This window comes from Thorsellia anophelis DSM 18579 (assembly GCF_900111395.1).
In the GTDB taxonomy this organism is placed as follows: domain Bacteria; phylum Pseudomonadota; class Gammaproteobacteria; order Enterobacterales; family Thorselliaceae; genus Thorsellia; species Thorsellia anophelis.
The window spans coordinates 1-26,915 of sequence record NZ_FOHV01000037.1; the positions used below are offsets into that span (position 1 = coordinate 1).

25 protein-coding genes are annotated in these 26,915 nt (G+C 33.8%); 16 read left to right on the plus strand and 9 right to left on the minus strand.

Annotated features, from left to right (window positions below; all coding sequences use genetic code 11):
• From BMW37_RS13320 to BMW37_RS13330, 3 genes are all read right to left on the minus strand, one after another.
• The coding region (locus BMW37_RS13320; protein WP_143047662.1) for an IS3 family transposase at positions 1-438 on the minus strand (438 nt) is incomplete at its 3' end.
• Between the two features lie 8 nt (positions 439-446).
• Positions 447-767: a transposase gene (locus tag BMW37_RS13325; RefSeq protein ID WP_093322107.1), complete on the minus strand. Its 321-nt coding sequence runs from the start codon at positions 765-767 to the stop codon at positions 447-449.
• 61 nt (positions 768-828) lie between these two features.
• The gene (locus BMW37_RS13330; RefSeq protein WP_093322109.1) at positions 829-1,197 is read right to left on the minus strand and encodes a hypothetical protein; all 369 of its coding nucleotides are present in this window, start codon (positions 1,195-1,197) and stop codon (positions 829-831) included.
• A gap of 781 nt (positions 1,198-1,978) precedes the next feature.
• Here BMW37_RS13330 and BMW37_RS13335 point away from each other — a divergent pair.
• From BMW37_RS13335 to BMW37_RS13345, 3 genes are all read left to right on the plus strand, one after another.
• Positions 1,979-2,626, plus strand: a complete 648-nt coding sequence (locus tag BMW37_RS13335) for a CHAP domain-containing protein (RefSeq protein WP_093322112.1) — start codon at positions 1,979-1,981, stop codon at positions 2,624-2,626.
• A gap of 975 nt (positions 2,627-3,601) precedes the next feature.
• Complete coding sequence (locus BMW37_RS13340) at positions 3,602-4,075, plus strand: TM2 domain-containing protein (protein WP_093322115.1); 474 nt, start codon at positions 3,602-3,604, stop codon at positions 4,073-4,075.
• Positions 4,076-4,111: 36 nt separating this feature from the next.
• Complete coding sequence (locus BMW37_RS13345; protein ID WP_093322117.1) at positions 4,112-4,456, plus strand: hypothetical protein; 345 nt, start codon at positions 4,112-4,114, stop codon at positions 4,454-4,456.
• A 390-nt stretch (positions 4,457-4,846) separates the two neighbouring features.
• On the opposite strand, the gene BMW37_RS13350 is transcribed toward BMW37_RS13345, so the two are convergent.
• Together BMW37_RS13350 and BMW37_RS13355 are read right to left on the minus strand one after the other, a co-directional pair.
• Positions 4,847-5,635: a carbonic anhydrase gene (locus tag BMW37_RS13350; RefSeq protein WP_093322120.1), complete on the minus strand. Its 789-nt coding sequence runs from the start codon at positions 5,633-5,635 to the stop codon at positions 4,847-4,849.
• 212 nt (positions 5,636-5,847) lie between these two features.
• Positions 5,848-6,330, minus strand: coding sequence for a hypothetical protein (locus tag BMW37_RS13355; protein ID WP_093322123.1), 483 nt, complete (start codon positions 6,328-6,330; stop codon positions 5,848-5,850).
• Between the two features lie 478 nt (positions 6,331-6,808).
• On the opposite strand from BMW37_RS13355, the gene BMW37_RS13360 reads away from it, so the two are divergent.
• The 12 genes from BMW37_RS13360 (at position 6,809) to BMW37_RS13415 (ending at position 19,750) form a co-directional block, all read left to right on the plus strand.
• On the plus strand, positions 6,809-7,708 hold the full coding sequence (locus BMW37_RS13360; protein ID WP_093322125.1) for a hypothetical protein: 900 nt from the start codon (positions 6,809-6,811) through the stop codon (positions 7,706-7,708).
• Between the two features lie 105 nt (positions 7,709-7,813).
• Positions 7,814-8,707 carry a LysR substrate-binding domain-containing protein gene (locus BMW37_RS13365; RefSeq protein ID WP_093322128.1) on the plus strand — a complete coding sequence of 298 codons (894 nt, stop codon included), beginning with the start codon at positions 7,814-7,816 and terminating at the stop codon, positions 8,705-8,707.
• Between the two features lie 546 nt (positions 8,708-9,253).
• Complete coding sequence (locus BMW37_RS13370; protein WP_093322130.1) at positions 9,254-9,919, plus strand: cysteine hydrolase family protein; 666 nt, start codon at positions 9,254-9,256, stop codon at positions 9,917-9,919.
• Positions 9,920-9,936: 17 nt separating this feature from the next.
• Positions 9,937-10,950 carry an oxamate carbamoyltransferase subunit AllH family protein gene (locus BMW37_RS13375; RefSeq protein WP_093322133.1) on the plus strand — a complete coding sequence of 338 codons (1,014 nt, stop codon included), beginning with the start codon at positions 9,937-9,939 and terminating at the stop codon, positions 10,948-10,950.
• Between the two features lie 83 nt (positions 10,951-11,033).
• Positions 11,034-12,575 (plus strand): acyl-CoA synthetase FdrA, encoded by a 1,542-nt coding sequence (gene fdrA / locus BMW37_RS13380; protein ID WP_093322135.1) that lies wholly within the window; start codon positions 11,034-11,036, stop codon positions 12,573-12,575.
• A 33-nt stretch (positions 12,576-12,608) separates the two neighbouring features.
• Positions 12,609-14,024, plus strand: coding sequence for a YlbE family protein (locus BMW37_RS13385; protein WP_093322138.1), 1,416 nt, complete (start codon positions 12,609-12,611; stop codon positions 14,022-14,024).
• Between the two features lie 100 nt (positions 14,025-14,124).
• Positions 14,125-14,529 (plus strand): allophanate hydrolase-related protein, encoded by a 405-nt coding sequence (locus BMW37_RS13390; RefSeq protein ID WP_093322140.1) that lies wholly within the window; start codon positions 14,125-14,127, stop codon positions 14,527-14,529.
• A gap of 181 nt (positions 14,530-14,710) precedes the next feature.
• Entirely contained in the window at positions 14,711-15,964 is a 1,254-nt protein-coding gene (locus BMW37_RS13395; RefSeq protein WP_093322143.1) for a cytosine permease, read from the plus strand.
• Between the two features lie 277 nt (positions 15,965-16,241).
• On the plus strand, positions 16,242-16,544 hold the full coding sequence (locus tag BMW37_RS13400) for a hypothetical protein (protein ID WP_093322145.1): 303 nt from the start codon (positions 16,242-16,244) through the stop codon (positions 16,542-16,544).
• A 144-nt stretch (positions 16,545-16,688) separates the two neighbouring features.
• Entirely contained in the window at positions 16,689-17,135 is a 447-nt protein-coding gene (locus tag BMW37_RS13405; protein WP_093322148.1) for a WapI family immunity protein, read from the plus strand.
• A gap of 544 nt (positions 17,136-17,679) precedes the next feature.
• Positions 17,680-18,516: an RNA ligase family protein gene (locus tag BMW37_RS13410; RefSeq protein WP_093322151.1), complete on the plus strand. Its 837-nt coding sequence runs from the start codon at positions 17,680-17,682 to the stop codon at positions 18,514-18,516.
• Between the two features lie 67 nt (positions 18,517-18,583).
• The gene (locus tag BMW37_RS13415; RefSeq protein ID WP_093322153.1) at positions 18,584-19,750 is read left to right on the plus strand and encodes an AAA family ATPase; all 1,167 of its coding nucleotides are present in this window, start codon (positions 18,584-18,586) and stop codon (positions 19,748-19,750) included.
• A 104-nt stretch (positions 19,751-19,854) separates the two neighbouring features.
• Here the strand turns inward: BMW37_RS13415 and BMW37_RS13420 are convergent, their stop codons facing one another.
• The 4 genes from BMW37_RS13420 to prs form a co-directional block, all read right to left on the minus strand.
• On the minus strand, positions 19,855-22,161 hold the full coding sequence (locus tag BMW37_RS13420; protein WP_093322156.1) for a tetratricopeptide repeat protein: 2,307 nt from the start codon (positions 22,159-22,161) through the stop codon (positions 19,855-19,857).
• Positions 22,162-22,440: 279 nt separating this feature from the next.
• The gene (locus BMW37_RS13425) at positions 22,441-22,887 is read right to left on the minus strand and encodes a hypothetical protein (protein ID WP_093322158.1); all 447 of its coding nucleotides are present in this window, start codon (positions 22,885-22,887) and stop codon (positions 22,441-22,443) included.
• A 127-nt stretch (positions 22,888-23,014) separates the two neighbouring features.
• Entirely contained in the window at positions 23,015-24,559 is a 1,545-nt protein-coding gene (locus BMW37_RS13430; RefSeq protein ID WP_093322161.1) for a nicotinate phosphoribosyltransferase, read from the minus strand.
• A gap of 239 nt (positions 24,560-24,798) precedes the next feature.
• Positions 24,799-25,620 (minus strand): ribose-phosphate diphosphokinase, encoded by an 822-nt coding sequence (gene prs / locus BMW37_RS13435; protein WP_093322164.1) that lies wholly within the window; start codon positions 25,618-25,620, stop codon positions 24,799-24,801.
• Positions 25,621-26,314: 694 nt separating this feature from the next.
• Here prs and BMW37_RS13440 point away from each other — a divergent pair.
• Entirely contained in the window at positions 26,315-26,857 is a 543-nt protein-coding gene (locus BMW37_RS13440) for a transposase (protein ID WP_093322167.1), read from the plus strand.
• Positions 26,858-26,915: the final 58 nt, after the last annotated feature.

Genomic DNA, 26,915 nt, shown 5'->3' on the forward strand with positions numbered 1-26,915 from the left:
GATTTCTTTATTTGCCAGGTCGAGTATGGTTGCTAAGTAACTCCAACCTTTCGCTGTACGGATGTACGTAATGTCACTACACCAATGCGTATTTAATTTAGGCTGATTAAACTGTCTATTCAATAGATTAGGTATATCAGGACGAACTTCATCGACATCATAATGGTGACGCTTTTTAGGCGTTTTAGCATAAATATTAGCACTTTTCATTAGTGAGCGAGTTTTATACACACCTATTTTAATACCTTGCTTATTTAATTCGTTTTGCATTCTACGCTTACCATAGCACTTAAAGTTTTTATTATGTATTCCAATGATTTTATTCGTAATAAGTTCATTGGTTTGATTAATCATTGGTTTGTAATAAAAACAAGAAACCGGCACTTCTAATAAAGCACACACTCGTTCTATAGATAAATTGGGTTCAGCCTTACTCACTTCTTTAATCAACGCAATGCGGGATTGTCGTGTATGAATAAGGCTGTTGCCTTTTTTAGGATACGAATATCCTCGCGTGCTTCAGCTAATAGTTTTTTAAGCTCATGGATTTCTCTTTTATCTTCATTTAAAGGGACTTTACCTTCAGTCAAGTTGCCATTTTTCTCATTCAAATATTGCCTTTTCCAACGGGAAACAGCTGATTCACTTGCACCTGAAATCTCCATTACTTGCTTAATTGTATGGCCATCTTCCACGATAAGTTTGGCAAATTCATTTTTCTGCTTAGGCGTAAACGCTATGCGAACTTTTTTGTTTTGTTCTGTCATCGTAATTTCTCCAATTTAATTGTCATTATAAGCTATAACTGCCTACAAGAAAATTGTATCACTACAAAGGCTTATCATTATTCTCTAGCATATACCATTCAATTTCATGCTCAAGCCCGATGCAATCATCCCTATCTTGATCATAAAAATAGTAAAACAATCGCTCATCAGTTGGAATAACCCCTATTTCCAAGCTTATTGTTGGAATATTACAAATCTCAGAAGGGATATAAACAATAGAACCTGCTGTTAATATCGGTTCACCACTTTCAGTAAATGCTGGATTTTTTTCAATATCTAATCGCGCTGCGATAGAATACATATAAGGTGGGTGGCCCTGTACTGGTTTAGTTTTAGAACTATTTGCTGAAATTGGAATTGCATGAATCTCACATACACTTAGGATCAATCCTAAAGATATAAGAAGCATTCTCATCATTTTTGTTGTGTAGATATTTAATGAATTAAATATTTAAATATATAGTGAAACATTTAAGTGATTTCCGTTATATTTAGTATAGAAAAAATTAATATCCCATTAGGGCATTAATTAATAGTGATAATTAATCATTCAATATTTTTATTAGCATAAATAAAAAACTTAATAACTCTCATTTAAGTTATCTAGCTAGATTACCACATTTATTTACTTTTTATCTCTTTTAAGACTATGTTTAAAAAATTAAAGCAACTACCACACTAAAAACCAAAACCTCACATAAGAGCATGAAAGAAAAAATAATTAAATGGAAAATTATGATTAAAAAATTAATAAACCATAATTTCTTTTGTTTTTTTATTTTGCAGTTCTTTACTTTATTTAACAAAAACCTCATAAATAATAAACTGTCACAACGCAAAAGTATTAATTCAACAAACGTCTCTTTACTAATCTCACATACAAATATTGAATAAATCAATTTACCATATTTAAGCACTCATAATAAATATTTATTCACCCAAAAGTATTATTATTTATAAATCTCATATCACCATTATTAAGCCTTAACGCCTAAGCTAGTATTTTCTATAACACTCTATTTTTTATTAATTTGACATTAGAAAACTCACTAAGCATAATGAGTTACATTGTAGACATTCAAGTTCTCTGGGCGTAAAATAATCAGGCTAAATAGTAAAGTATTAAATACGTAGTAAAATGCAAATCTGATTTAGCAGATAGTTTGGTTTATTTTAAATATGGATTTTTTATGAATTATAACGATATTATTATATTATTTTTTTCTATTCTATCTAGTAACACCATCGAAGGCACAGGTAATCATGTACCACACTTAAATCAGCTCAATCCTACGAGTTTTTTTTCAAAAATAATTACTCCTACTCAAAATCACACTAAGCAAAAATATCTATCACGACCGCCTCAAGTTTATTTAGGGCTAGACATTCCCCCTAAACCACTTGATAAGTCAGAATTAATACCTGAATTTAAGCGTAAATCAAATAGCAAATTTTCGATGTTAGGTAGTGACAGAAGTTGGGATATACAAGGTTCTGTTAATTTTTTGAGGCGCAATGCAGCCCCCTCAAGCCTGGGGCAATGCGCTAAATATATAAGATTAGCATTAGCTAATGGAGGAATTAATATTGAAGCTGTCCCTAGTGCTAAATTTTTAGGAAATAGTCTACTTGCGGTTGGGTTTGAAGAAATTTCTGCGTCATCTACACCAATCAAAGGGGATATTGTTGTTATTCAACCTTATCCAGGTAGTATCGATGGGCATTCTGCGATGTTTGATGGGGAAATTTGGATATCAGATTTTAAACAACAAACATTATATCCTGGTGTTAACTACACTATTTTCACTCCACCTTACCGTTTTTATAGAAAACAGTAAACGAAATAGTACAACGTGAGTGTTGACAGGTGCATAAATTCGATGGCTTTTATATTAGAACATTAAAAGGGCGTATAAATAATCAGCAGCCCTGTAATTCATGAAACTATCGAACTTTATGCTACATAACTCTGTACTATTCAACCTGGCGAGGACTTGCTTATAACTTATTGACATCCTCTCCTCCCTAAATTAAGGATATTCTTACTACGGTTAGTTTATTACTAACTTACATCGGTAGTGCTGACTCCTGCTTAGGAACTGGTATTTGGGAATTCACTTTACAAGCTAACCTGGTATGTCCTGCCTTAATACATTAATCGCTCAAGCAACCTAAGCTGTTACACTAACCTTCCCTTCCACTTTTAAAAAATTGAGGACAATAAAATGGCACAAATAACACAAAAAATAAAAGAACAAATTATTTCTAGATTAACAAACCATAACTGACCTAATATCGCTTTATTCAGTCCTTATTTTTGTTTAACCTATTTTCCATTTCAACCTTTTTGACCTTTTTCTGACTGAGATATATTTTTTATCTTCAAATCTTCAACATAGCCTATTGCTTGGTTTTGGTGAATCTTATTGGATATTTGATGAAAATGAGTGCACCTAATATTTACTATTTTGGCTTGTAACTTACTCTCTTTCCTGCATGTTGGAATACTCATACTATAAGAGATTGGGATTATTAAAACGAAATAGCACTTAACCCACTTAAAGAGAATAGTGCAAATAGCAGTAAAAAATTCATACAGGTCGCTTGACCTTTATTGGGTTTACATAGCAATAAATCTATTAACACTAATTTCACATTTAGCTAATTCCAACTTTATAATCATAAATTTTTTTCCACTTTAAATCGCGAATCATAATGTCGTACTAGTATATTACAATTCACTTCTATAAGCATTTTCAAGAAAATACTTATTAACCAGAATCAATTTATTTTAATCATTTTAGGGGCGTATAATGAAAGGTCAGGTGCTTGATTACTCAGTTCAATCTAATGAAGGAATCATTATTAGCAATGAAGGACAGCGATACAAATTTAACGGGTATGAATGGAAAGAAATGAATGCTCCACAAAGAGGAATGTCTGTTGATTTTGATATTTCTGAAGACGGCAAAGCTACAGAAATTTATCTTGCATTAGGTAATAAAAGTCTAAACAACTCATTTAATAGTGGTAGCGTATCACCTAAAACAAAAACTGCTTATATATTACTAGCTTTATTCTTAGGTGGTTTCGGTGCTCATAAATTCTATATGGGATCATGGGGATGGGGGATTATCTATATTATTGCGTCTCTAATCTTTTTTGGAGGTGTAATCGCATCTATAGTTGAGATTATCAGAGCATTAACCCTACCAGAACCCTTATTTAATCAGAAAGTTGAAGAATTTCAAAAGAAAAACTTAGGACCATTTGGTTTTTTTTGGTAATTCAACTCATCTAGCTAATCAAAAATGGAAATAATTATGTCTAAATTAATAAAAATTGGAACAACATTAAGCATCATACTTTTTTCAAGTGCATCAGCAGCTTGGGATTTGGTCAGTGAATCTCCTTTTACAATCCAAGCAAATGACACAACATACATCTTACCAATACAATTTGTTTGCGGTTACGATGGAAAGCTTCGAGCTTATCAAAATGATGAAGAGGTTACTGATAAAATAATCAGTGGTGATACACTAAAAGTTATAAATGACCTATACAGCATTTTCTACGGTAATCATTCAAGTATTGAAGTAAATGACTATCGATATATCGTGTATGATGTTGATAAAGTTGAGTATTATATGAGGCATTGTGATGGATAGCGTTTTAGCATAATATGAATCAAATAGCGCTATGCCTAATCAAATCTATTGATCATTACACTTATTTGTAATTGAGAAATAAATCACATGGGTTTTGGATTATAAATAAGCGGCAACTCAATAATTGGTCATTAAAACATTGAATTTAAAACAATAAAATATAGATTATTAGATTAATTCTGTTTTTTAGGCTTTATTAGCTTGTTGATGTGATCTTTAAAAACGGTATTGGTATAGATTATCTTAGACGGGGTAATATCAATTTCATATTTTAAACTTAATTGGTTATTGGGCTAATATACATAGCCCAATAACCACAAAGATCATTTAATTAGTTCATTAAATTATGTCAAATACTACCATTTTTTCCAATGAACTTTCTAACAAACATTAATTTTGGTCAACTTCTATTATTTCTCTATCATTTAGAGGTTGAATTGGTCTTGCATTTGGTGAAACAACTGCTTTTATCTGCTCTAGCTGCGCTTCAGATAATGTCACATGCTGCTTTAACACTTGCCAATGTACACCTTCTGAACAAGGTGGTGTAGTTAATGACCCCATAAAAGAATAATAGTCTTTATTTTCAGGAAGTAAAGATTTAATATCAAACGGCTCTGCTAAGGTGTTGTTGTCTCCTGACTCTTTAGGTAATGCTGCTAGTAAAGGCTCTAAAGCTGGATTTTCTTCACCTATGTCGAACAGCAATCCAACGACAGCTAAAGTTTTATCTTCATTACTGTGTACAAAATGAATTACCATATCTGAATGACGCCCATCAATCGCTTCTTCGCTTGGGGTATGTAAGTGAAATTGTAATAACTGAAATGGTTTATTATCTAAAATAATACTATTTTGGGAATCATTAAGATTAGCCTGTACGGTATGACCATTATTAACAAATGTGATCATAGCGGGTTGATATTCAAACGCTAAGCCATCATGTTTGATAGTTTGGGTACTTTTGATATCAATTGGCGATTGCTCTTTGCCAGTCCGACAAAGCTCAAATGACTTATCAAGATCAGCCCAATGTTCAGGACCCGTCTCACCAGTATAACTCCAATGTATTTCTTTATGCTCATGTGCTGCTGATGGATTATCCGCCGCTTGTAATGCAAAGGGAAGTGATAACAATGCGGTAATAAAGCTTGCAACTTTGAGTTTTTTAAATTCCATCTTAAAAGTCCTATTTTATAGTTTAACTTACAATTTCAACCAAGTAAGGAGAAGCAGTTTACTTGGTCTCAAATAAATTATAACCATAAATTTAGAACTTAAACATGAAATTTCTGTATAAATTCCTAAGCAAACATGTCAAATTGTCAACATATTGACTAAAAGTTGAAATCAAAACCAATAAAAATTAATAGCTAGAGCTGACTTAACGTTTACTTATTATTTGCAAGATTAACTTGATAAGTATTTTGAATATCGACTGATTTATCTTGATTTTGTTTCATAATTTTAATCGCAGATTCAAGCATATCTAAGGTATGAAAATCTGAACGACCTTCAGCAAACCCTATTCCACCTTGTGCTCTTTGAATAAAATTATAACGAGTAGAATCTTCTTCTAAGGTATAAGCATAATTATCAGAGACTCTAACTTTTATCAACATTAATCTAAAGGGTTTCGCCTCCTCATGAGTGATTTCACCATTTTTTATTTTCATATCTACCCAATCACTTAACTCTTTGCGTGTCATATTAGTAAAATCTATATTGCCACTAAAGTAAGCTGAGTTTTTTTCATTTTCGTTTTGTATCGTTTTCATCGTATCGACAAATGATGACATCGATTTGGTAATAGTTTGATTTTTTACACTAGAAGTAGGCAAGACTTGAGTCGAAATATTGAATCCAACGTTCATAACATAATCTCCTTATTGATTGTAAATCCATTATTAACCATCTAATTTAATTAATATTTATGAGATTTTGGTTTGATAGCTATCTTGTTCTTAACCAAATAGACTTAACAAACCAACTACTTTGAAAAATTTCGCTAATATTATAGCGCATAAAACGACACTCACATACAACCCATCTAAAAAAACCTCTATATTTATTTTAATATTAAACACTTACCCTAATAGATAACCATTTTAAATAAAAAGCATCAAATTTATACATTAACTGATACAAAATGACCATTTCGTATCAGTTAACTAGGGCGAGACATTTACTTATAATCCACCTATAAAAATTGATTAAAATATTCATAGCGCTATACTTATTGATAAAGATTTAATTTAAAAAATATCCTGCTTAAAAACATGCAAGAGATAGTATTTTTAAATACATTTAAAATAGCAAATTAGTCTAAAATTATAGCATAATGAGATCCCCATGTTAGAAGAAAAACCATTAGCATCAGAACAAGAAGATTCAATATTACCTTTATTCATACATTATATAATTAAAACAATATGGTTTAGCTTAGGAATTTCTTTAATTTATTGCATCACCTTACTACCAGTTATCAATCAAAACCTATATGATTTACCCATTCAACCGTCTGGTAACAATAGATCATTTATTATTACTGTTTCAATGTCCGTCATATTGCCATTATTTATCATTGCTGGACCTATTTACTATTTACTTTTTGAAACTTTAGGTCAGCCATTGAGATTAAGACTTATATTAATCTTGAAAATACTTACAAGTTGGAAATTCTGGTTGTTACTTGTCTTATGCTCAACCCTAGCCTATATACTTTATTCTCTATACGTTATTGGAACTGTACTACTGTTAATATATGGAAAACATACAGATACCAGTAGCATCAAAAATTTCGGAGGTATTTTAGAAAATATACAAGAATTGAAAATAGGTATTTTTTTAATTTGGCAGATTCTATTTGCTTATCTTTTTATCGCGCTCTCCTTAATTCAATATCAATTTGTCATAAAGAAATCAAAGTTTAAAGAAGCAATTATATTCGCCTATCAATGTATTAAATTTCGATGGTTAAGTCTGATTTTAATTCCCTCACTCTTAATTTATCCTGCGGGATTAGTTTATGTCTGGTTCATCACGACACTAATACCTCTACTCAATACTATGGCTGGTGATTCTATAATTGTGGATCCTAAAATCACTTTAATTATCCCCTACCTTGGTATGCTAATCATTGCAAATCTATTTTTGACGGCACCCTTTACTATTTTGTATAGTGCAATTAGTGATTTTAAACAACATATAGCGACTAAAACCAAATTAACTTGTACTAGTGATTGCTCTTAAGGCATAGGACATATACCATTTCAAACTAACATATTCACAGATAAATAAAATCTGGTTTAAAAATCATCAAACCCATTTAATCAATTTTCCACTATAGAGTACATTATGGCCTTTTCACCTGATATGCTAAGAACAATCCACTTAATTGCCGCAACAGGAAGTTTTGTGATGGCAGCTGACATGCAAAATAAAGTCCCCTCAGCCATCAGTTACAACGTTAAAAAGTGGGAAGAAGAACTTGGATTTAAGCTATTTGACCGTAAAGCAAGGCAAATAAAACTTACCACAGCAGGTAAATACTATATAGAACAAACTAAATGGATGTTAGAAGCCTATGACTCTTTAGTTAAAAAAAGTAATTTGATTAGTTCAAATGATGATATAACCTTTACGATTGCTTTAAATAATATTATACAACCTGCTGCAATCCCCCCTTTAGTTGACTTTCTGTCAACGCAATTCCCAGCAACGCAATTAACATTAACGACCGAAGTCTATAACGGTACATGGGATGCTCTTTATGGCAGACGTGCAGACCTTGTCATAGGAGCACCTCATACAGCACCAAAATTAGAAGGAATCATTTGTGAACCCATAGGTGAATTAGAATGGGATTTTGTAGTTGGTAGTCAACATCCCCTCAGTCAACACAGTATCATACTGAGCACTGATATTTTAAGGCAATACCCTTCAATTGTAGTAAAAGATACTTCAATTCATTTACCTAAATTAGACACCTGGTCTTTAGAAGGTCAGAGGATTATTTATGTGCCTTCTTTAGACACTGCAATAGAATTAATTGAAAAAGGTATTGGGATTGGATATATCCCACACCATAAAATTATTACGCAATTAAACGAAGGAAAATTGATTAAAAAGGCAATTGAAGAGCATAAATTAGCAACGAAACTTTTTTATGCTTGGCGAACTGACAGCCAAAGCTCTTTAATGAAGCACTGCATTGAATATATAAAATCAAACCTTCACACCTTTCGTTAGGTAGCTTTTAAAAATGGTATTCTAATCATAAAAAAACACAGAGAAACTAGCTAGTTAAAAAGTTACATATTAAAACCTAATTTTCTTCAATTAGGTTTCATAAATCATGAAATTAATGCTAAACAACTCATGCAGACCTAATGCTTCATCCAATATTTTGCTCTAGATCAATTTTTTACATTTTCATCAATCAAAAATTTTCATTATAACAATCATTTTTTTTGATTTTTCAACCTATAATTTAATTGCAACAATATACGAATATATCTAAAGCAGCGTAATAAAGGGCTCCTCTTACTTTAGGTATCTAAATTGTGAGGCTAATCACATTTTTTCACACCATAAAATAATATAAAAATGCTTTGATAGATGACATCAATATAATTGATTCAATCCATCAAAGCATTTTACTTTTTATCAATTAAAATCTCGAATACTATGAGAACTATCAATGCATCATAAAATGCGCTGACACCAAGGGAATCTGTAGCATATTATAATTTTTTGTCCTATTTTAAACCACTTAACTATATGAGGATAGACTATATGACCCGTCAATTTAATGCTGAGCCATTTGCTCTTAATTTTGATAAAGCTTCTACTGCACTTGTAATTATTGACATGCAACGCGATTTTGTAGAACCAGGTGGGTTTGGTGAAGCACTTGGCAATGATGTCTCGCTTGTAAGAACTGCGATTGAACCTTGCATAACTGTTTTAAAGGCTGCTCGTGATGCAGGTTTATTGATTATTCATACCCGTGAAGGTCATCGTCCTGATTTATCTGATTGCCCACCTGCTAAATTAACTCGTGGTGGTAAAACGTTTATCGGCGAAAAAGGACCTAAAGGAAGAATATTGATACGTGGTGAGGCTGGGCACGATATCATCCCTGAGCTTTACCCTATTGCAGGCGAACCAATTATTGACAAGCCAGGCAAAGGTGCATTTTATCAAACTGATTTACATTTAATTTTGCAAAACCATAACATAAAGACACTGATTGTTTGCGGTGTAACAACTGAAGTTTGTGTCACGACGACGGTTAGAGAAGCGAATGACCGTGGTTTTGAATGCGTTATTCCAGAAGATTGTGTTGGTTCATATTTCCCAGAATTTCAAAAATATGCTTTAGAAATGATTAAGGCTCAAGGCGGTATTTTTGGTTGGGTGAATCATTCTAAAGATATCATTGAAGGTTTAAAAGACTAATTAAATAGGCGCTATCGATGATACCGTATTATTTTGCGGCAAACAGCATAGGTTATTTGTGCCCAGAAACATCTACACATGGAGTTATCCATAGCGTATTTAATCATGCGATTAACCTTAGATTAGTTACTCTGCCAGACAGGTTTGTTACTATTACTTTGCATCCATTGCCTAATTTGCCTCTTGGGGTTCAATGCCAACTTAATAGTGAGGGACATAATCATACTGTATCCCCAAATTTGATGAGTCTTTTTTCTAAAGGTGGAAGCGTTATCTGGACAAGGAAGTCCATCCAAATCGAATCGACTCTATTTGGACAAATATCGTTTAGTCTAGAAAATTCAAAAATTTGGTACAAACCAATCATTAACATGAGAGAAAGTATCGTTAATCATACTCAACTTAACGAGCAAGCATTAACTTTTATCACTAAAGCAATAGCTATATGTATGTCTGATAAGATTCCTTATTACGCAAAGGATAAGCTAACAGGAAAACTCAATTCGTTTTATCAACAGATGCGCTATTTAGCAAATTTAGGAATAACATTTGATACGTTAAAAGCATGTGATGTTCAGTCAATTTCTAGGCTAATTGGGCTTGGAGAAGGATTAACTCCTTCAGGAGATGATATTGCCTGTGGCGTACTTGCCTCACTTTACTTATTAACCACAAACCAAAGTCATTTTGAAATTGATTTAGCTAATAATGCATTTCGATTGCAGCAAGCGTTAAGAGCTGAGTTAGGGATTCAATTGCATAAAACAACTGCAATTAGCCAGAGTTACTTAGTACAAGCAATTGAATCCGAGTTCAGTGAACCTGTAGCTTTGTTATTGCAAGCTATTACTTGCCTACTAGAATATAAACAAAATAATGAGATGAACTACAGTTTAGACGATTTATTATCTCATCTATTTGATGCTGTTAAAAAGGTTCAAGCAATCGGTTCGCATTCAGGCAATGATATACTAACTGGTATAATTCATGGTTTTTCTTTTATTACAAAAACTGACCAATCAATATGTTAAGAGGCTTAATCATTAAGTTTAATTAGACTGTTAAATGATGATTAGACCCTATCCACTGACCACTTTATGAGGAAACGACTATTATGGCCATTATGTTTAAAGCCTTTTCAAATATGTATCAAGATTCAGTATCTTTAATGCAACTTTCAGCCCAAATCAACAAACAAGACGGCATCGAAGCCTGTTCTGTTGCAATGGGAACGCCGGCAAACTTAACAAGAATGCAAGACGCTGGATTTGGGATCATTGAAGCGCAGCCTAATGATCTGGTGATAGCTGTAAAAGGCACAACAGAAGCAGTTGAGTCTGCAATTACGTTTGCAACAGAACAACTGACCGCTAAAAAAACACTTTCATCTGATTCAAATACCTTTTCTTTACCTAATAATAGTTTTGAGCTGACTCTTGCTAACTTCCCTGATGCGAATATGGCGCTGATATCTGTGCCTGGAGAATACGCGGCCGGCGAAGCACTTAAGGCATTAAAACTTGGTTTAAACGTTATGATGTTCAGTGATAATGTCTCATTAGAAGATGAAAAACTTATTAAGACCTATGCACAAAGCCAAAATCTAATGGTAATGGGACCAGATTGTGGCACCGCAATCATTAATGGCATTCCTCTTGGATTTGCTAATGTGGTCAGAGAGGGGGAAATTGGTATTGTCGCTGCATCTGGTACAGGGTTACAAGAAGCGACTTGCCGTGTTCATCAATTAGGAAAAGGGATATCACAAGCACTTGGTACTGGTGGTCATGACCTACACCAATCAATCGGTGGTATATCAATGAAAACGGGGCTTCTTGCCCTAATAGAAGATAAAAAAACCCAAGTAATTATTTTGATTTCAAAGCCTCCAGCAAAAGAAATTGCAACTGAAATTTTATCAATTGCAGAAAAAAGCACTAAGCCGATTGTTGTTCACTTTTTAGGAGCTGATGCGAGTGAGTTCAATTCACCAACGATTCATTTCGCCCAAAATCTCGCCCATAGTGCTGAGATAGCCGTTGCTTTACTAAATCAAACACAAGTTGAACCTGAGTTTTCATACTTAGCTAAAGATGAATTATCGATGATTGCAAAATATAAAGAAAGTTTAGCACCAACACAACAGTATATTCGAGGTGTGTTTGCTGGAGGAACATTCTGTTATGAAGCGCAATTAGTGGCAAAAAAAGCAGGGCTAAATGGCTTTTCTAACACACCAGTATCGGGTTATGAAAATCTAGCAGATGTCTGGAGGAGTCAATTACATACCTATGTCGATCTAGGTGATGATGCATTCACCCAAGGTCGACCACATCCAATGATTGACCCAACCTTACGCAATGAAAGAATTGCAAAAGAGGCACAGGATCCTGAAACTGCTGTTGTATTATTTGATGTTGTAATTGGTTATGGTGCCTCAGACACACCTATAGATGAATTGATTAAAGTCATTACCGATGTTAAATCAACATCGACTCAATTACCAGTTTTCATTGCACATGTTTGTGGTACCGACAGTGACCCACAAAATAGAGCCAGTATTATCAGCCAACTTACCGAACAAGGTGTGTTAATTGCAGATTGTAATGCTAAAGCAGCCATGCTTGCCGTAGCATTAATTCAATCACAAGCTTAATTGAACATTCACAATTTTAAGAGAGATAATCCGATGAAAAAATTATTTAATCAACCTCTTACCGTAATAAATGCAGGTCTTTCAAGTTTTGCTGATAATATCAAACAGGCCGGTGCAGATGCTATTAATTTAAGCTGGCAGCCCCCTGCTAATGGAGATAAACAATCGGGACTTAATCTAGCCTCTATTGTTAATGACCCTATTATTAATCAAGCAAATGAACTAGCAATGAGCAAGTATCTAGCCTCTCAACCAGTACTTGTTGATGTGATGTTAGCAAAAGAAGCCATTGAAGGTCTTAAAGAAACAAAACGTATTTTACATGCAGGTCCTCCAATTGCTTGGAATGATATGTGTGGTCCGGTTCAAGGCGCAATTTTAGGTGCTATTTTATATGAGAAATGGGCTGATAACCTAGATGATGCACTTAAATTAATTCAAAATAATTCTGTTGTATTTGAGCCATGTCATCACTTTAATGCAGTAGGCCCTATGGCAGGTATTATAAGCCCTTCTATGCCACTTTGGGTTATCAAAGACAACCAACATCCAAGTAACCCTCCTGTTTTTTGTAATTTTAATGAAGGACTTGGCAAAGTTCTACGATTTGGTGCCAACAGTCAAGAAGTCCTAGATAGACTTGATTGGATGGGCACAGAGTTGATGCAAGCGATGAAAGCAGCAGTAGAGCAAACCTCTGGTATTGAGCTTAAGCCAATTATGGCGCAAGCTTTGCATATGGGTGATGAAGTGCATAATCGTAATGCAGCTGCAACAGGCTTATTACTCAAGCAACTTATTCCAGCCTTATTAAATACTTCGCTTGAGCAATCAAAAGTGAAAAAAGCTATTGAATTTATCATGCAAAATGATCACTTTTTCCTTAATTTATCGATGGCTGCCTCTAAATGTATGCTCAATGCTGCAAAGGGTATAGAAAACAGCACAATGATTACAGTAATGGCAAGAAATGGAGTCAATTTTGGTATCCAAATGTCTGGTACAGGCGAAACTTGGTTCCAAGCTAAAGCTAATCCTGTAAATGGACTATTTTTCCCTGGGTACGGTGTTGAAGATGCGGCTGCAGATCTTGGTGATAGCGCAATTACTGAAACAGCCGGCGTAGGTGGATTTGCTATGGCCTCTTCTCCTGCTATCGTTAAATTTGTTGGAGGCACGCCTCAAGATGCAACCAATAATAGTCATTTAATGCAGGCAATTACTATTGGTAGTAATCCAGCATTTACTTTGCCTGCCTTAAACTTTACGCCTACTGCTGCAGGTATTGATGCTAGAAAAGTAGTCGATACAGGAATTTTACCAATCATCAATACTGGTATTGCTCATAAACAAGCTGGCGTTGGTCAAATAGGTGCAGGTATTACAACCGCCCCTCTTTCTTGCTTTGTGGATGCTATCAATGCGTTAGTCAAGAAAAAAAATAGTTAATTACAAGCTCTTTAATTTTAGTGGTCTTGATATCGAGTCTAAACTACCACATAAGTTAATCATGATTAATCAATCAAAATTCAATTTAAAAGGAAATATTATGAACACAACACATCAAACAGACAGCAATTTTGTTCTACTCGCAGTGAATGGTACATTGATGAGAGGATTAAAATTAAATCCAAACTTACTTAATGTAGGGGCTAAATTTGTAAGAGAAGATAAAACTGATAACCATTATCGAATTTGGTCAATTAATGATGATCACCCTGCAATGATTAGAACAATTGAACCAAGCAATAGTGTTGAGCTTGAAATATGGGCACTCCCGCCTGATGCATTTGCATCTGTGCTATCGAATGAACCTGCTGGACTTGCAATTGGTAAAGTTAAACTCGCGGATGGAAGCGAAGTACTCGGTGTACTTGGTGAACCATTTTTAGTAGAAGGTCAAAAGGAAATTACCCAATTCGGTGGATGGCGTAATTACACCAAAACACTATAAAATCAATATAAAGTTCTCGTTTGATAGCTGGTATATTAAACGAGAATACTCTTAATTCTATTTTCACAGCTTAGAGTGGAGTGATTAATTTAAATACGCTGCATCCATCACCCGTTGCTTTTAGCAATTTTTCATAAACAAAACTTGCTCTGACCAAGTTTAATTATAAGGATAGCATCAAATGGACAATCAAAGGCAAGACCCTAAAACAAAAAAACCTTCCTCAATTGAAACCGTCTCAGGCATTCAAATCACACTCATCATGTTAGGGATATTAGTGACCCCTGTTTTACTTGCATCCGCTTCTTTAGGTAGCTCAATGCCTCTTCCTAAGACTGCATTAGTGATTGCAATAGGCAGCCTAATTTTGACATTACTTGCCATGATTAATATTAGTATTGGACAAATTGCTCGCTTACCAACCTATGGTATTATTAAATATAGCTTCGGCAATAGTGGTGCGATACTCATTAATATACTCATGGCAATTTCGTTATTTGGTTGGATTACGGTCACTGCGAATTCGTTTGGTTCAAGCGTCCAATCTCTTTTAGCGAATTACGGTTTAAATATTCCTTTATATTTCATCGTGCCATTAGGGTGCATTATTTTTGTCGGCTCAACCGCATTTGGTTTTGCTGTACTAGGTAAAATAACACGTTTTGCAATTCCTATTATTATCACTCTGATGCTGAGTGTCCTCATCATCGCGTTAAAAAATGCCAAACCACTCGAAATTGCAATTGATACACTTTCATTTGGTGCAGCAGTATCAACTGTAGTGGGTACCATCAGTGTTCTGGTAGTGACCTCTGCGGATTTTGGTAGCTTCGTGCATAATCGTAAGCATGCCATATTAGCAGGCTTACTTACGTTTGGGCTTGCTTATCCAGCCTTATTTTTTATTGGTGCGGTACCAAGTTCTTTAACTGGCCAAAGTAGCCTAATTGCAGCAATGGGCATTATAGGTATCACATTACCCGCCATTATTCTTATGATAGTTGCTTGTATAACTGGTAATGCTGGGAATATGTTCCAAGGTACACTTGTTGTCTCAACGCTTTTACCTAGTATCACAAAATGGAAAATTACAGCTGCGTTAGGGATATTAGCCGCGATTGTTGGAAGTTTTGATATCACGTCACTTCTTGTGCCTTTTTTACTTTTTTTAGGTATTGCAACACCGCCTTTAGCTGGAATTTATGTTGCAGATTTTATTTTATTCAGACGAAAAGGATATGATGAATCACTGTTAAGTAATGGGCCTAAAGTAAGAATCATGACACTTTTAATCTGGCTAGTAAGCTCTGCTTTGGGGTATGCTACAGCAAATAATATATTTAATTTAACATTTATCCCCTCTCTTGATTCGATGCTCTTTGCATCAGTTGCTTACATTGTACTGGGTAAACTACTGAATAATAAACCAGTTTAATAGCAAATACTTCCGTTGGCGGTTTTATATTTTGTAGATGAAACCGCCCTCAAAAACATTGACCAATTGTAAATACTCAAAAAAATCGATGATTTAACTTGCCAGTCACTCATAAAATGCTTATGATTTTATTTCAAATTGTTTCGAAAAATAATTTAAAAAACCACCTAATAAAACAATAACATTAGGTTTTAATATGATTAATTATTGTAACTAGCTAAAACTAGCTTAACAAACCAATATTAATGCTTACATATAGATAAATAATAGGGATAATATGAAATTAAAATTAGCGATCGTTTCCTTAGCAATGGTATTTGCTTCTAATACTTATGCTGATGAGTGTACCGATTTTTTTGATGAAATGGATAAATTCTATGAAACGCTTCATTCAGAAGGCATTAGCCCAGATAGAACTGCCGAGTATAGAAATGATATTGCCACATCAAGAATACACCATGAAGGTTTTACTCCTGATGATAAAGTTTTAAATAATGAATATTGCAAAGAAGAATTAGGCTCAATTGAAAATACAAAAGCCACAATACGTGATTTGTTCAGCATGCAAGATAGCCAATAACCGATAACTTGCCTATTTGAATATCAAGTTATGGACTGTTTGATAACTTGATATTTTTATGAAAAACCTTCACAAGCAACTTGCTCTTCAATACAATATTCCAATCTCAATCTTTAGTTTTATCTCCATTTCAATTAGAAATCCATGACTAAACTACAATTTTCCAACACTACAGTTAATCTCACCATTGACATTATTCGACATCAATTTCCAAATTCAAAATGTGAATATGATAGCCAGTGGCTGGTGATTGAAATTGATATTGATGATAAGGAGAGGAATGTAAAAAGAACAGTTCAAGATCCTTGCTTGATGGTATCTGAATTGATAAAAATGCGAAATTGGTTTCAACAAGTCAGTAATCTAAAGGATTCAAATCAAACCCTTCCAGACTTAACGTTTTTAGAACCCTGTATTGAATTTAGGCATGAATCAAATACAAACGTTAGTGTTCATCTATTTGCTGAATTAGCCATTAAAAATGAATTTAAGATGCATCAATTTGACTTAACGATTGTTCAATTGACCCAAATAGTTTCAACCATCACCAACTGGTATGAGCTCTATCAAAAAGCGAATACCATAGAATAATCAATTGTTTTATCTAAATTGATTAAAATTCATCACCACAAAATAGTCTATTGACACAAATTACTCTAGGGTAAAATTAATTACGCAAATATGATTCTAAATTAAAGTTCTTAAATCTCCTTCCGATAACCTTGCCTGTGTGATTAATTAACTGATTTTAACTTTAACTAGGAGGTATGAACATGAAAATATAGATTTAATTTTAAGAGACATTCTTATCAAGTGAACACTCACTTGCAGTAGAGCTCTCCATAACTTATCTGTCATATCTTTCAAATCATCCCCTCTACAAATAAACTAACAAATAAACTAGCGCTTAAACCACCTATCCTTAATACCAGTGGGCCTATTAATCTTGTTCATTTTATTAGTCAAAATCCTAGCTAATTGACACTTAATTCTAAACTTGTCGTTTAGAGAATGACGATAATTTATTCATTTTTTAACTGCATCCCCATAATTTAAAACAATTAAATATTACTATTGCTAAATTAAACTGGATAAATTGTGATAAACCCTAAAACAAATAATTAAGGAATGCGCAATGAATACATTTAATCTACACGATCTTGAACTATTAAAATATCCAAGAACACCGCATTTAGAAGGTTCTAGGCTGCAAACTGGTGATGAAGGTCATTTTCATGTTCCATATAAAACACTTGCTGGTAAACAGATAGTGATTGAAGAAAAACTCGATGGCGCAAATTGTGCTCTTAGGTTTGATTCTTATGGACAATTATTTTTACAATCACGAGGTCACTTTTTAGGTGGCGGCGGGAATGAGCGTCAATTTGCATTATTAAAAAAATGGGCTTCAGTACATGAACCCAGATTATTAGAAATCTTAACAGATAGATACATCGTATTTGCGGAGTGGTTACATAAAAAACACTCCGTTTTTTATGATTCACTACCAACCTATTTTGCGGAGTTTGATATTTGGGATAGGCACTCTAATCAGTGGCTCGATACAAAAACGAGGGCTTCAATATTAAGTCCTTTACCCGTACTGAGTGTGCCTGTTTTATATCAAGGTATCGCACCCAAAAAGCTTAGTGATTTAGTCTCTTTCTTGGCTCCTTCACTTGGAAAAAGTCCAAATTGGAAAGCGTCTTTTGAACGCACAGTGATTCGTGAGAAGTTAGAATTAGAAAAAGCTTGGCAATTATGCGATCTAAATACCTTAGCTGAAGGGCTCTATATTAAAGTTGAAGAAAATGGCTCAGTGGTAGCACGCTATAAATGGGTAAGACCCGATTTTGTACAAACACTCATTAGCCATAACGTGCATCATAGTCAACAACCTTATATTGCAAATCAATTACGTGAAGGTGTAGACATTTTCAGTCCAAAACTCACTGAAAACTGGAGCAGTTAAGATCTTAAAATGGGCGATTGATAGATAATTTAATAACAATCGCTCATTCATTAAAGAGAAATTAAACATGAATATGAAATTAAATCACCCTGCAAATAAAATAAATTGGGAGGCAATTGTCTCTGAAATTTTGGCAACACATTCATCTAATGTTAATTGGGATTTTTGGTTAGCTTGCTATCCTGCATTAGAAAAAGCAAAACAAACACCACAAGATCCCATCTATCATGCTGAAGGAAACGTTTGGATACATACAAAAATGGTTGTAATCTGCTTACTAGACAGCAGTAACTATATACAATGCAGTGAAGAGGAGAAAATATGTCTATTTTTAGCAGCGTTACTTCACGATATTGCAAAAGCCGATACGACTACGATTGATCCACTAACAGGTCGAATTGGACATCCACATCATTCTACAAGAGGTGCAATTGATGTAAGAAACTATTTATGGTTTCAGCACGCGCCTTTTGCCATTCGGGAATGTATATGTGGATTAATTGAGCACCATCAAAAACCTTTTCATTTGATGAAAAAAGATAATATTGAGTTTCATTTACATAAGCTTAGCTGGGAAATTCCATTGCATCTTTTATTAATCCTTGCTAAGGCAGATTTATTTGGACGAATTACCACAAATCAAGAAAAATCATTTATTGACATTGAAATGCTATGGCTTTTAGCCGAGGAAGGCGGATTTCTAACGCAAGAGAAAACGGCTTTTAATTCAATATCAAGATGCGAATATGCAAGGCACCAAAAAGGGCATTGTGATTTTGAATTTTACAAAACTCTGGGATCCAAAGTCTATGTACTAAGTGGCTTACCAGCTAGTGGTAAAAATTATTGGATTAAAAAAAACTATCCTGGCTTACCAACCGTTTCTTTTGATGATGCAAGAGATGAGCTCAAACTTAAACATGGTCAAAATCATGGATTAGTTGCACATAAAGCGATTGATAAAGCTAAAGCCTTATTAAGAACAAAAGAGCCATTTATTTGGAATGCTACACATACTTCAAGAAAGTTAAGGGAGAAAACACTCAACCTATTATTTGATTATCATGCTGATGTTCATATTATTTATTTTGAACAATCGCCCAAAACTCTATTTTTGCGAAATCAGGAACGCCAGCAAATGGTTCCCATCAGTGCGATAGAAAACATGTTAAAGCGTTGGGATTGTGTTAAGAAATGGGAAGGCTATAATGTCACTTACAAAGTTAATGACTAGCTTATAATTGATAGTTAAATATTGATATTATGACACTGGCATGATGAAATATTACGCCAGTGTCAGTTCTTTAGTCTCAATCTTAATAATATTTTTGCTAACTATTATAAGCCATATTGTTCTGCTAACTGTTGATGATGTTCTGTATCCAAATTGACTTTTTTAGCCAGTTGCAACCAACAAAGCGGATGTTTGAAGTCAGCGGTAAATTCTTTTAATTGCTTAAATACATCAATATCGCTTACTTCATTTGGCACACCTATAAAAAAGTATAACCCATCAATAAACTCATCATTCTCAGGATTCATAATTTGATATTCATCACCGCTCCTACGCCAATAGAGCCAACCTAATTCATCAAATTTTTCATAGATACGTTCTAGCTCTCTGCTTGTAGGCCTTGGACCATCAACAATTATCGATTTAAAATTACCTGGCTTAATCACATGAACGGCTTGGAAGGTAGGCATAAAATGCTCTTTTTCTTCCTCATCTTCTGGTGGTGCCTCTAACATCATGGCATCAATTGCAACCCAATCGTTTGCATGTTGTATTTCATTTGGACCTGCAACTGATTTAATTCTTACAGTAGTAGGACCTGTTCTTTGAGCTAGGTGATAACTTTCAACATCTTGGTCAATGAATTTTACCCATACCCAATTACCTTCTTCTTCCACTACAAGATTATCAGGTGAGCTAGGCTCATTAAGTTCTAAGTTTAACTCTTTTGCAACTTCACGATATATTGCCCATTGCTCTGCGCTTGCTGCAAAAGTAAGAAGATCCCATTTAGCATTATTTTGCGCTTCTTCTGGTAAACTCTTAATAAAGAGTTGCTGGACTGGAATAGCCTCACCAAATCGTTTTAATCTAGTTAAAGCCAAAACTTGGTATTGCAAGAAAATATCGTTTGTTTCATCTAACGTATAAGCTTTACTTGCATTTTCTCTTAAGGATTCCCAAGCTTCAGCCTTATAATCAAGTAAACATTGAATATAAAGTTGATGAATTGGATATGTTTTTTCTACCTCTTTTGCTAGTTCAACTAACCTTACATCATTATTTGTTTGATTTAAAAATCGAGTTAACGTATTTAAAACCAAAAAATTATCTTCAGGATAGTTAGCAAATTGGGTTTCTAAAAGCTTAATTGCATCATCGTTAATATCACAAGCCCAAAGTGCATGAGCTAAGAGATCGGTAAGCTCGTTATGATAAGGATGAAGCGCTTGCATTTTTTGTAATGCATCAATATATTTTTCAGGATCAGAATGTTCATCATTATGAATTAACTTAATTAATTCATCGGGTGAATGTGCATCAATATCGCTTGTCTGTAAGTTAATTGATGCAAGTTCTAATTTAAGCTGTGCTAATTGAAGTTTTATCTCATCTTGCTTACGTAATTTTGGTAACGTTTCTTCCAAAATTTTGATTGCATGTCTAGTCATCATAGCTGAGTTTCGTTTGATTGCTAACTTAGCTTGATAAATTGCCATATCCGCAGTCAACCTATGACTACCCATATCTTGAAAATGTTTAATCATTTTTTGAAAAATAGCAGCAAGTTGCCATGTATTACGATCTTTAAATCCATCTGTTGCTAAACGATAAATAACAGCCGCCCATTTAGGGTAATAAACAGGTTGAAGATCGAGGAATTTAGGAAGCACTTCAGATGCTTTATCGAATTGATTCTGTTTTACATAAATCAGAGCTTCAATTAATGCTTTAGTTAACCTTGTTCCACGGCTTTGCTCATTTTCCATGGTTTGTTCAATTAACTCTAATTTGGCAAGTGCCTCATCAAACCGTCCTAATTCCTGCAAATAGTCAGCTTGGGTCTGTAGCAGCATAATGCTAGCAGTACTACCATTTTTTATGATTGCTTCTTCTTGTTCTATCAAATAGCTAAGTGCTTCAGCAATTCTATTGTCATCTTTCAATGCATCTGCTTTTTCTCTTGATAAACAATCCCAACAATTTCGAGAGGGGCTAATTCTTGCGAGGGTTTCATCAACTACAGCGATACGTTCAGCAACCCAGCCAGGACCATCAACATTACCATAACACGAAGCTAAATCTTGAGTTACACAAATTGATTGAGGGCAATCTTTACTTTCTTCTCTATGGCTAAAATCCATTAATGAAATGGCTTCTTCTAATGCTTTTTCACCTTCTAAATAGTTGCTTAATCGATTACGCAATCCCCAATGTCGAAAAAAAACTTCCATCCAAGGATGTTTTAAAGATCGTGCACTTTGCACTGCTTCCAGAACTGATGCTTCCAGCCGTTCTACTCTATTTTCGTGTAAATCATCTGGTATTTGGTACAATAATCTAGCGAGCCTACCCTGCCCATTTTCTTCTAATTCATCATATAAATCTGATACCCATGCCCAAATATCCATCTCATATCCTCATAAAAATAAACGTTATAGTTATATAAAGCCTTGGCTAAATTTTAATTATTATTTGTAATTCCATAACATTATGCGATAAATTTAAATTGTACTATCTCAGTTTAGTGACTGATAATCCATACCAGATATTTCAATTAACTTGATTGATAAATTAACTTATTTTATAGAAATAATCATTTTTATTGCATACAACACACAAAAACAACATAAAGCGTTGTAAAATAACGCCTTACCCTAAATGTTTAATTTATTGTATTCTCTTTACTTTTATAAATAAAATTTTTGAAAGTGCTCATTTAACAGACTACTTTGAAATTTATCAAGAAACTCATTATAGTAGTTTAATGTGTCATTCAAATCTTGCAAACTATTTTTTAATTTGTATCCAACGCCTTTATCTGGTAAATGGAGCCTACCTGATATAGCAGCTTCAACCAAGCATTTGATCTGGTAAATTTGATCAATATTGATACTTGAATTTAAATCGATTTGCATTTCCAATTTTGAATTAGAGTACGTAAAAGTCCAAAACTTAATATATTCATCATATGCTTGCTCCAAGTCAACTAAATTTAGATAGCTTTTTGAATAATTTATTTCAAAGTCTAGATTGCCAATTATTCCGAAAGTCAAAATAATATCATTATTTTTGACATAAATATCAACGAATAAATCAGGTAGGTTACTAAAATATAAGGTATTCCATTGTTTCATAAATTATTAAACCTCAAACACCTACATTATTCGAAAGCAGTCTTACTCACAGTCGCTGCCCAGTTTAAAATCAGCGTGAAAATAACATCAAAGCGATTTAAAAGTCGCCTTTTGCAATTCAACAAAATTAATTATTTAACAATCTACAGCGGATATCTTCAAGTGTATAAGACAAAATTACCTGTCCATTTTTAAATACAGTTTTTAGTGCATTATCAATCTCTATCTCTTCGAAAGCAATTTGGTCAACTAATTTAAATCCCAATTGTGTTTCGATAACTTTCAAAAACCCTTTAGCAGATCGTTTCGCACTGTCTGTTTTAGGTGCTTTAAATACCATTATTTCTTTATCGTTTACAATCGCCGCTGTTGCTTTGACCGCAAATCCAAGTGAATCACGTGTGACGTACTGATAGGTATGAGAACCTACACCAAAAACAATATTACTAGAGGCAAAACCTTTTTTCTCCAATCCGGCTAAAATTGCTTCTGCTCTTTGTAAAGTAATTGAATCCCCATAAATCAACCCAACGTGAGGATCGAGTACTTTGTACCCTTTCTCATTCACTGTTCCGCCAAAAATCTCCCACAAAACTTCTATAGATCCCTTGCGTTCAATTTCTGTTGGTGCATTTTCATCACCACAGATGACAAGCATAGGGTCGCCACTATCTGGCCTAAACACCACTTTCCCCTCTCTGGCTAAGATATCTTTTTTATATTTAAGCGCAATTTCCGATATCATACGCCAATAATCATAACTATCTGCTACATATGAACAAAAACCGCTTGGATAGATCTTGGTGATGTAATCATGAAAAAATTCTTCTTCAGCCAACCCTCTTAGTTCATCATCTGACAAATTTTGTGCGATAATAGTTGGATAATTCAATAGTTTTTCAATAATCACAGCGATATTCGTGGTTGCTGTGGAGTGTTCACTTGCCGGTATAGAAACACCAATTACAGGAGATTGGTTGCCTGCATAATAGATATCTAAATAATCAATCGCAAGTACACTATCTGTACCTAAGAAGCTTAATAGATGCCCTGCCCCTGATTGAGCTGTATCGTATAAACCACTCATTCCACGAAAACTAAAGTCATGACATTGAAAATTAATATGATCAGCATTGTCACACGTTTTTTGCGCAAATAACTCACAAACTTGCCGATATTGATAAGCAGAGGTTGCTGAAGTGATACTTTTCCAGCTTTCAGCACTCATTACAGATTCTAAGTAATTTGTTAACCAAAAAAAATCTGGGTGAGTGTTATGAATTGTGTAGATTGGTATCTGAATTTCAGAACGAGTTCCTTCAGGCAAAGTCCTAATTTCAATTGGTAAATATCCTAAATCATGTAACGCTTCTATATGGTCATAAGTAATTGCATCTTTTCCTAGGGCATTTTCTACCCTGTGACGATACGCATCAATAACTTCTGATTTAGGTCGATTAAAAAACGTTTCATTCCAAAGATCGATAAAATACCACTTAATGAATCCTTGCAATCCAAATACCACTACTTTTCCATCCCATATTGAAGATTTAGGCATATATTTATCAGTTCTTGGGGTAAAATTAGAAAATACCATGGTCGTACCTTTTGGATACTGCTCTTTATGTGATACCTTATACCAATCTATCGCATTTAATGCTGTTAATTTCATTTTACACTCCAATATCATTTAAAAATGCCAGTCATTTAATCTCACTAATTGCTCAGCATAATGGTAATCCTTACCATCCTTTCAAGCGAGAATGTGTGGCGTAATTGCTAATGATTAAAGCTTCATGAGAAGCTATATCTATTCATTTATCTTTTAACAAACAAATTCTTATCTATTTTAATTTAGTAAATACCAATCGATTCGATTTTATCTACTTTCGAAAGATTAACTAACTGTGTTTATTCTGTATTTGTCAATTGAGCATTTAGCAAATTAAAGGTAAATATACTTTCAATGTAATCATCAAACACGCTAAGTCCTTGAGAAAAAATACCATGTGTGACATATAACCATATTGATTTCACACCATTTAGTTTTAATACTTTGGCAAGCTCAATAAACGTTCTCCCGCCATCACAGATATCGTCAATGATCATAACTTTTTCAGGATAGTTAGGGTGAGTTTCAATTGAACTCGAAATAATTTGTCCTGTTTTTGTATCTCTTTTTTTCGAAGCTTCAAGTACTGGTAATTCTAATTTTTTAGCGGTCTTGTATATTTTTTTTAATGCGCCTGCATCTGGTGAAACTAATGTGATCTGTTCTTTTTTTAAATATTCACCTAATTTTTCACACACTATCTCATCTTGTGAGATAACTAGAATATTGTTAATCAAAGCAGGTGTCACGTCACTATGTGGATCATGGATGATAACTTTATTTGCCTTGATGCTATTGATTAGGTCTGCATAAACAGCGACGCTTAAAGCTTCACCTGGTTCACACACTCTATCTTGTCTTGCACCTGGCATGTAACTAAGACTTAAGATCTTAATAACATTCTCGGTTAACTTTTGGGTTCTGTTGAGTGCATCATTTAGTAATAATAATTGCATCATGATTTGGCTACTCATGATCTTCGCATCTATTCTAATATGATAAATTTCATCAATCATTCTGGTGTCAATTCTGACATGCTCTTCTCCACCACTGAAATGGAAAAAATTTATTGGTATAAAATTTAATTGTTCATTAATGTAGAGCTTTAACGCATTTTGCATGTAATCTCCTAATATTATGGGTATAATCACCCTTGCAATGTTTTATATACAATACTCTAATTGAATTAAAATTCAACATTTGTTTTACATATCAAACAAAATATTTTAAAAATTCAGATATAGTACGTTAAAAACATTTCACTAATAACTTAATAATCGCCCTTTCATGGTAAGATTATTAATTTTAAAGTGACTGATCCAAATATTGATGAAAGAAAGATGCTCATAGCGTTATTTAAAGGTAAAAGAGAGATAGTTTTAGGGACAGATACAGCAGAGTACTGTACTGAAATGAGCATTGTTATTGAAACGCTCGTTGAGAAAAACATAAGAAATAAACTTCCAAGAAATCTCAAGAAATTTTGATATGATAAAAAAGTGGTATTGAAAGCACAATTAGACTACTTGCGGAAAAGTTCAATTTTGAGAAAGTATTTGCCAGAGCAATATTGAGTTTTACTAAAAGATTGAATAGAAAAATATCTTCACTAAAAGTGGTTGCTTTGTTCAATAAAGAACAAGGCAACCCTATTTTAATCATTGCAAATATTACATTTTAAAAGTTAAGCATCGAATTAGAAGCACAATTTAAATTACAGCCTCATTTTATACATCGTGTAAGATTAGATTATAAGGAGCCCCCTATGTCACACTACCTGTCCACTGATAACTTAATCATGATAAGGACAGACAAATGAGTAAATTTACCGTAGAATTCAAAGAAACAATTTTGACAAAATTATTGGATGGTGATTATACAAGCATCACCGCATTAGCCCAACACTATAATATCTCAACAAGCACGCTTTACAAATGGCAAGCAGAGATTAAATCAGGATCGAATGATAACATTATGAAAAATAAAAAAGTCCATAAAAATACAAGCAATAAAACTAAATCATCGATCCCTGTTAATAAGCTGACTGAAGCGCAGAAAAAACTCAATATCATCATTGCTACATCGACATTAAATGAAGCAGAATTAGCAAGATACTGCAGAGAAAATGGGTATGATATTGCCATGGTTAAGTCGCTCTTGAGTGAATGTGTAGAAGCACTTGCCATGAAAGAAATGAATGTGATTGCTGAGAGCCATAAATTAGCTGAAAAAGATAAAGAAATCAGCCACTACAAGAAAGAACTTGACCGTAAAGACCGAGCCTTATCTGAAACAGCTGCGTTATTGGTACTCTCAAAAAAGGCCAAAGCCATTTGGGGGGAAACGCAGGAAGATTAATCACCTGTGAAGACCGCCAAATGGCTATAAACAACATCAAAGAAGCCGTCAATCATGG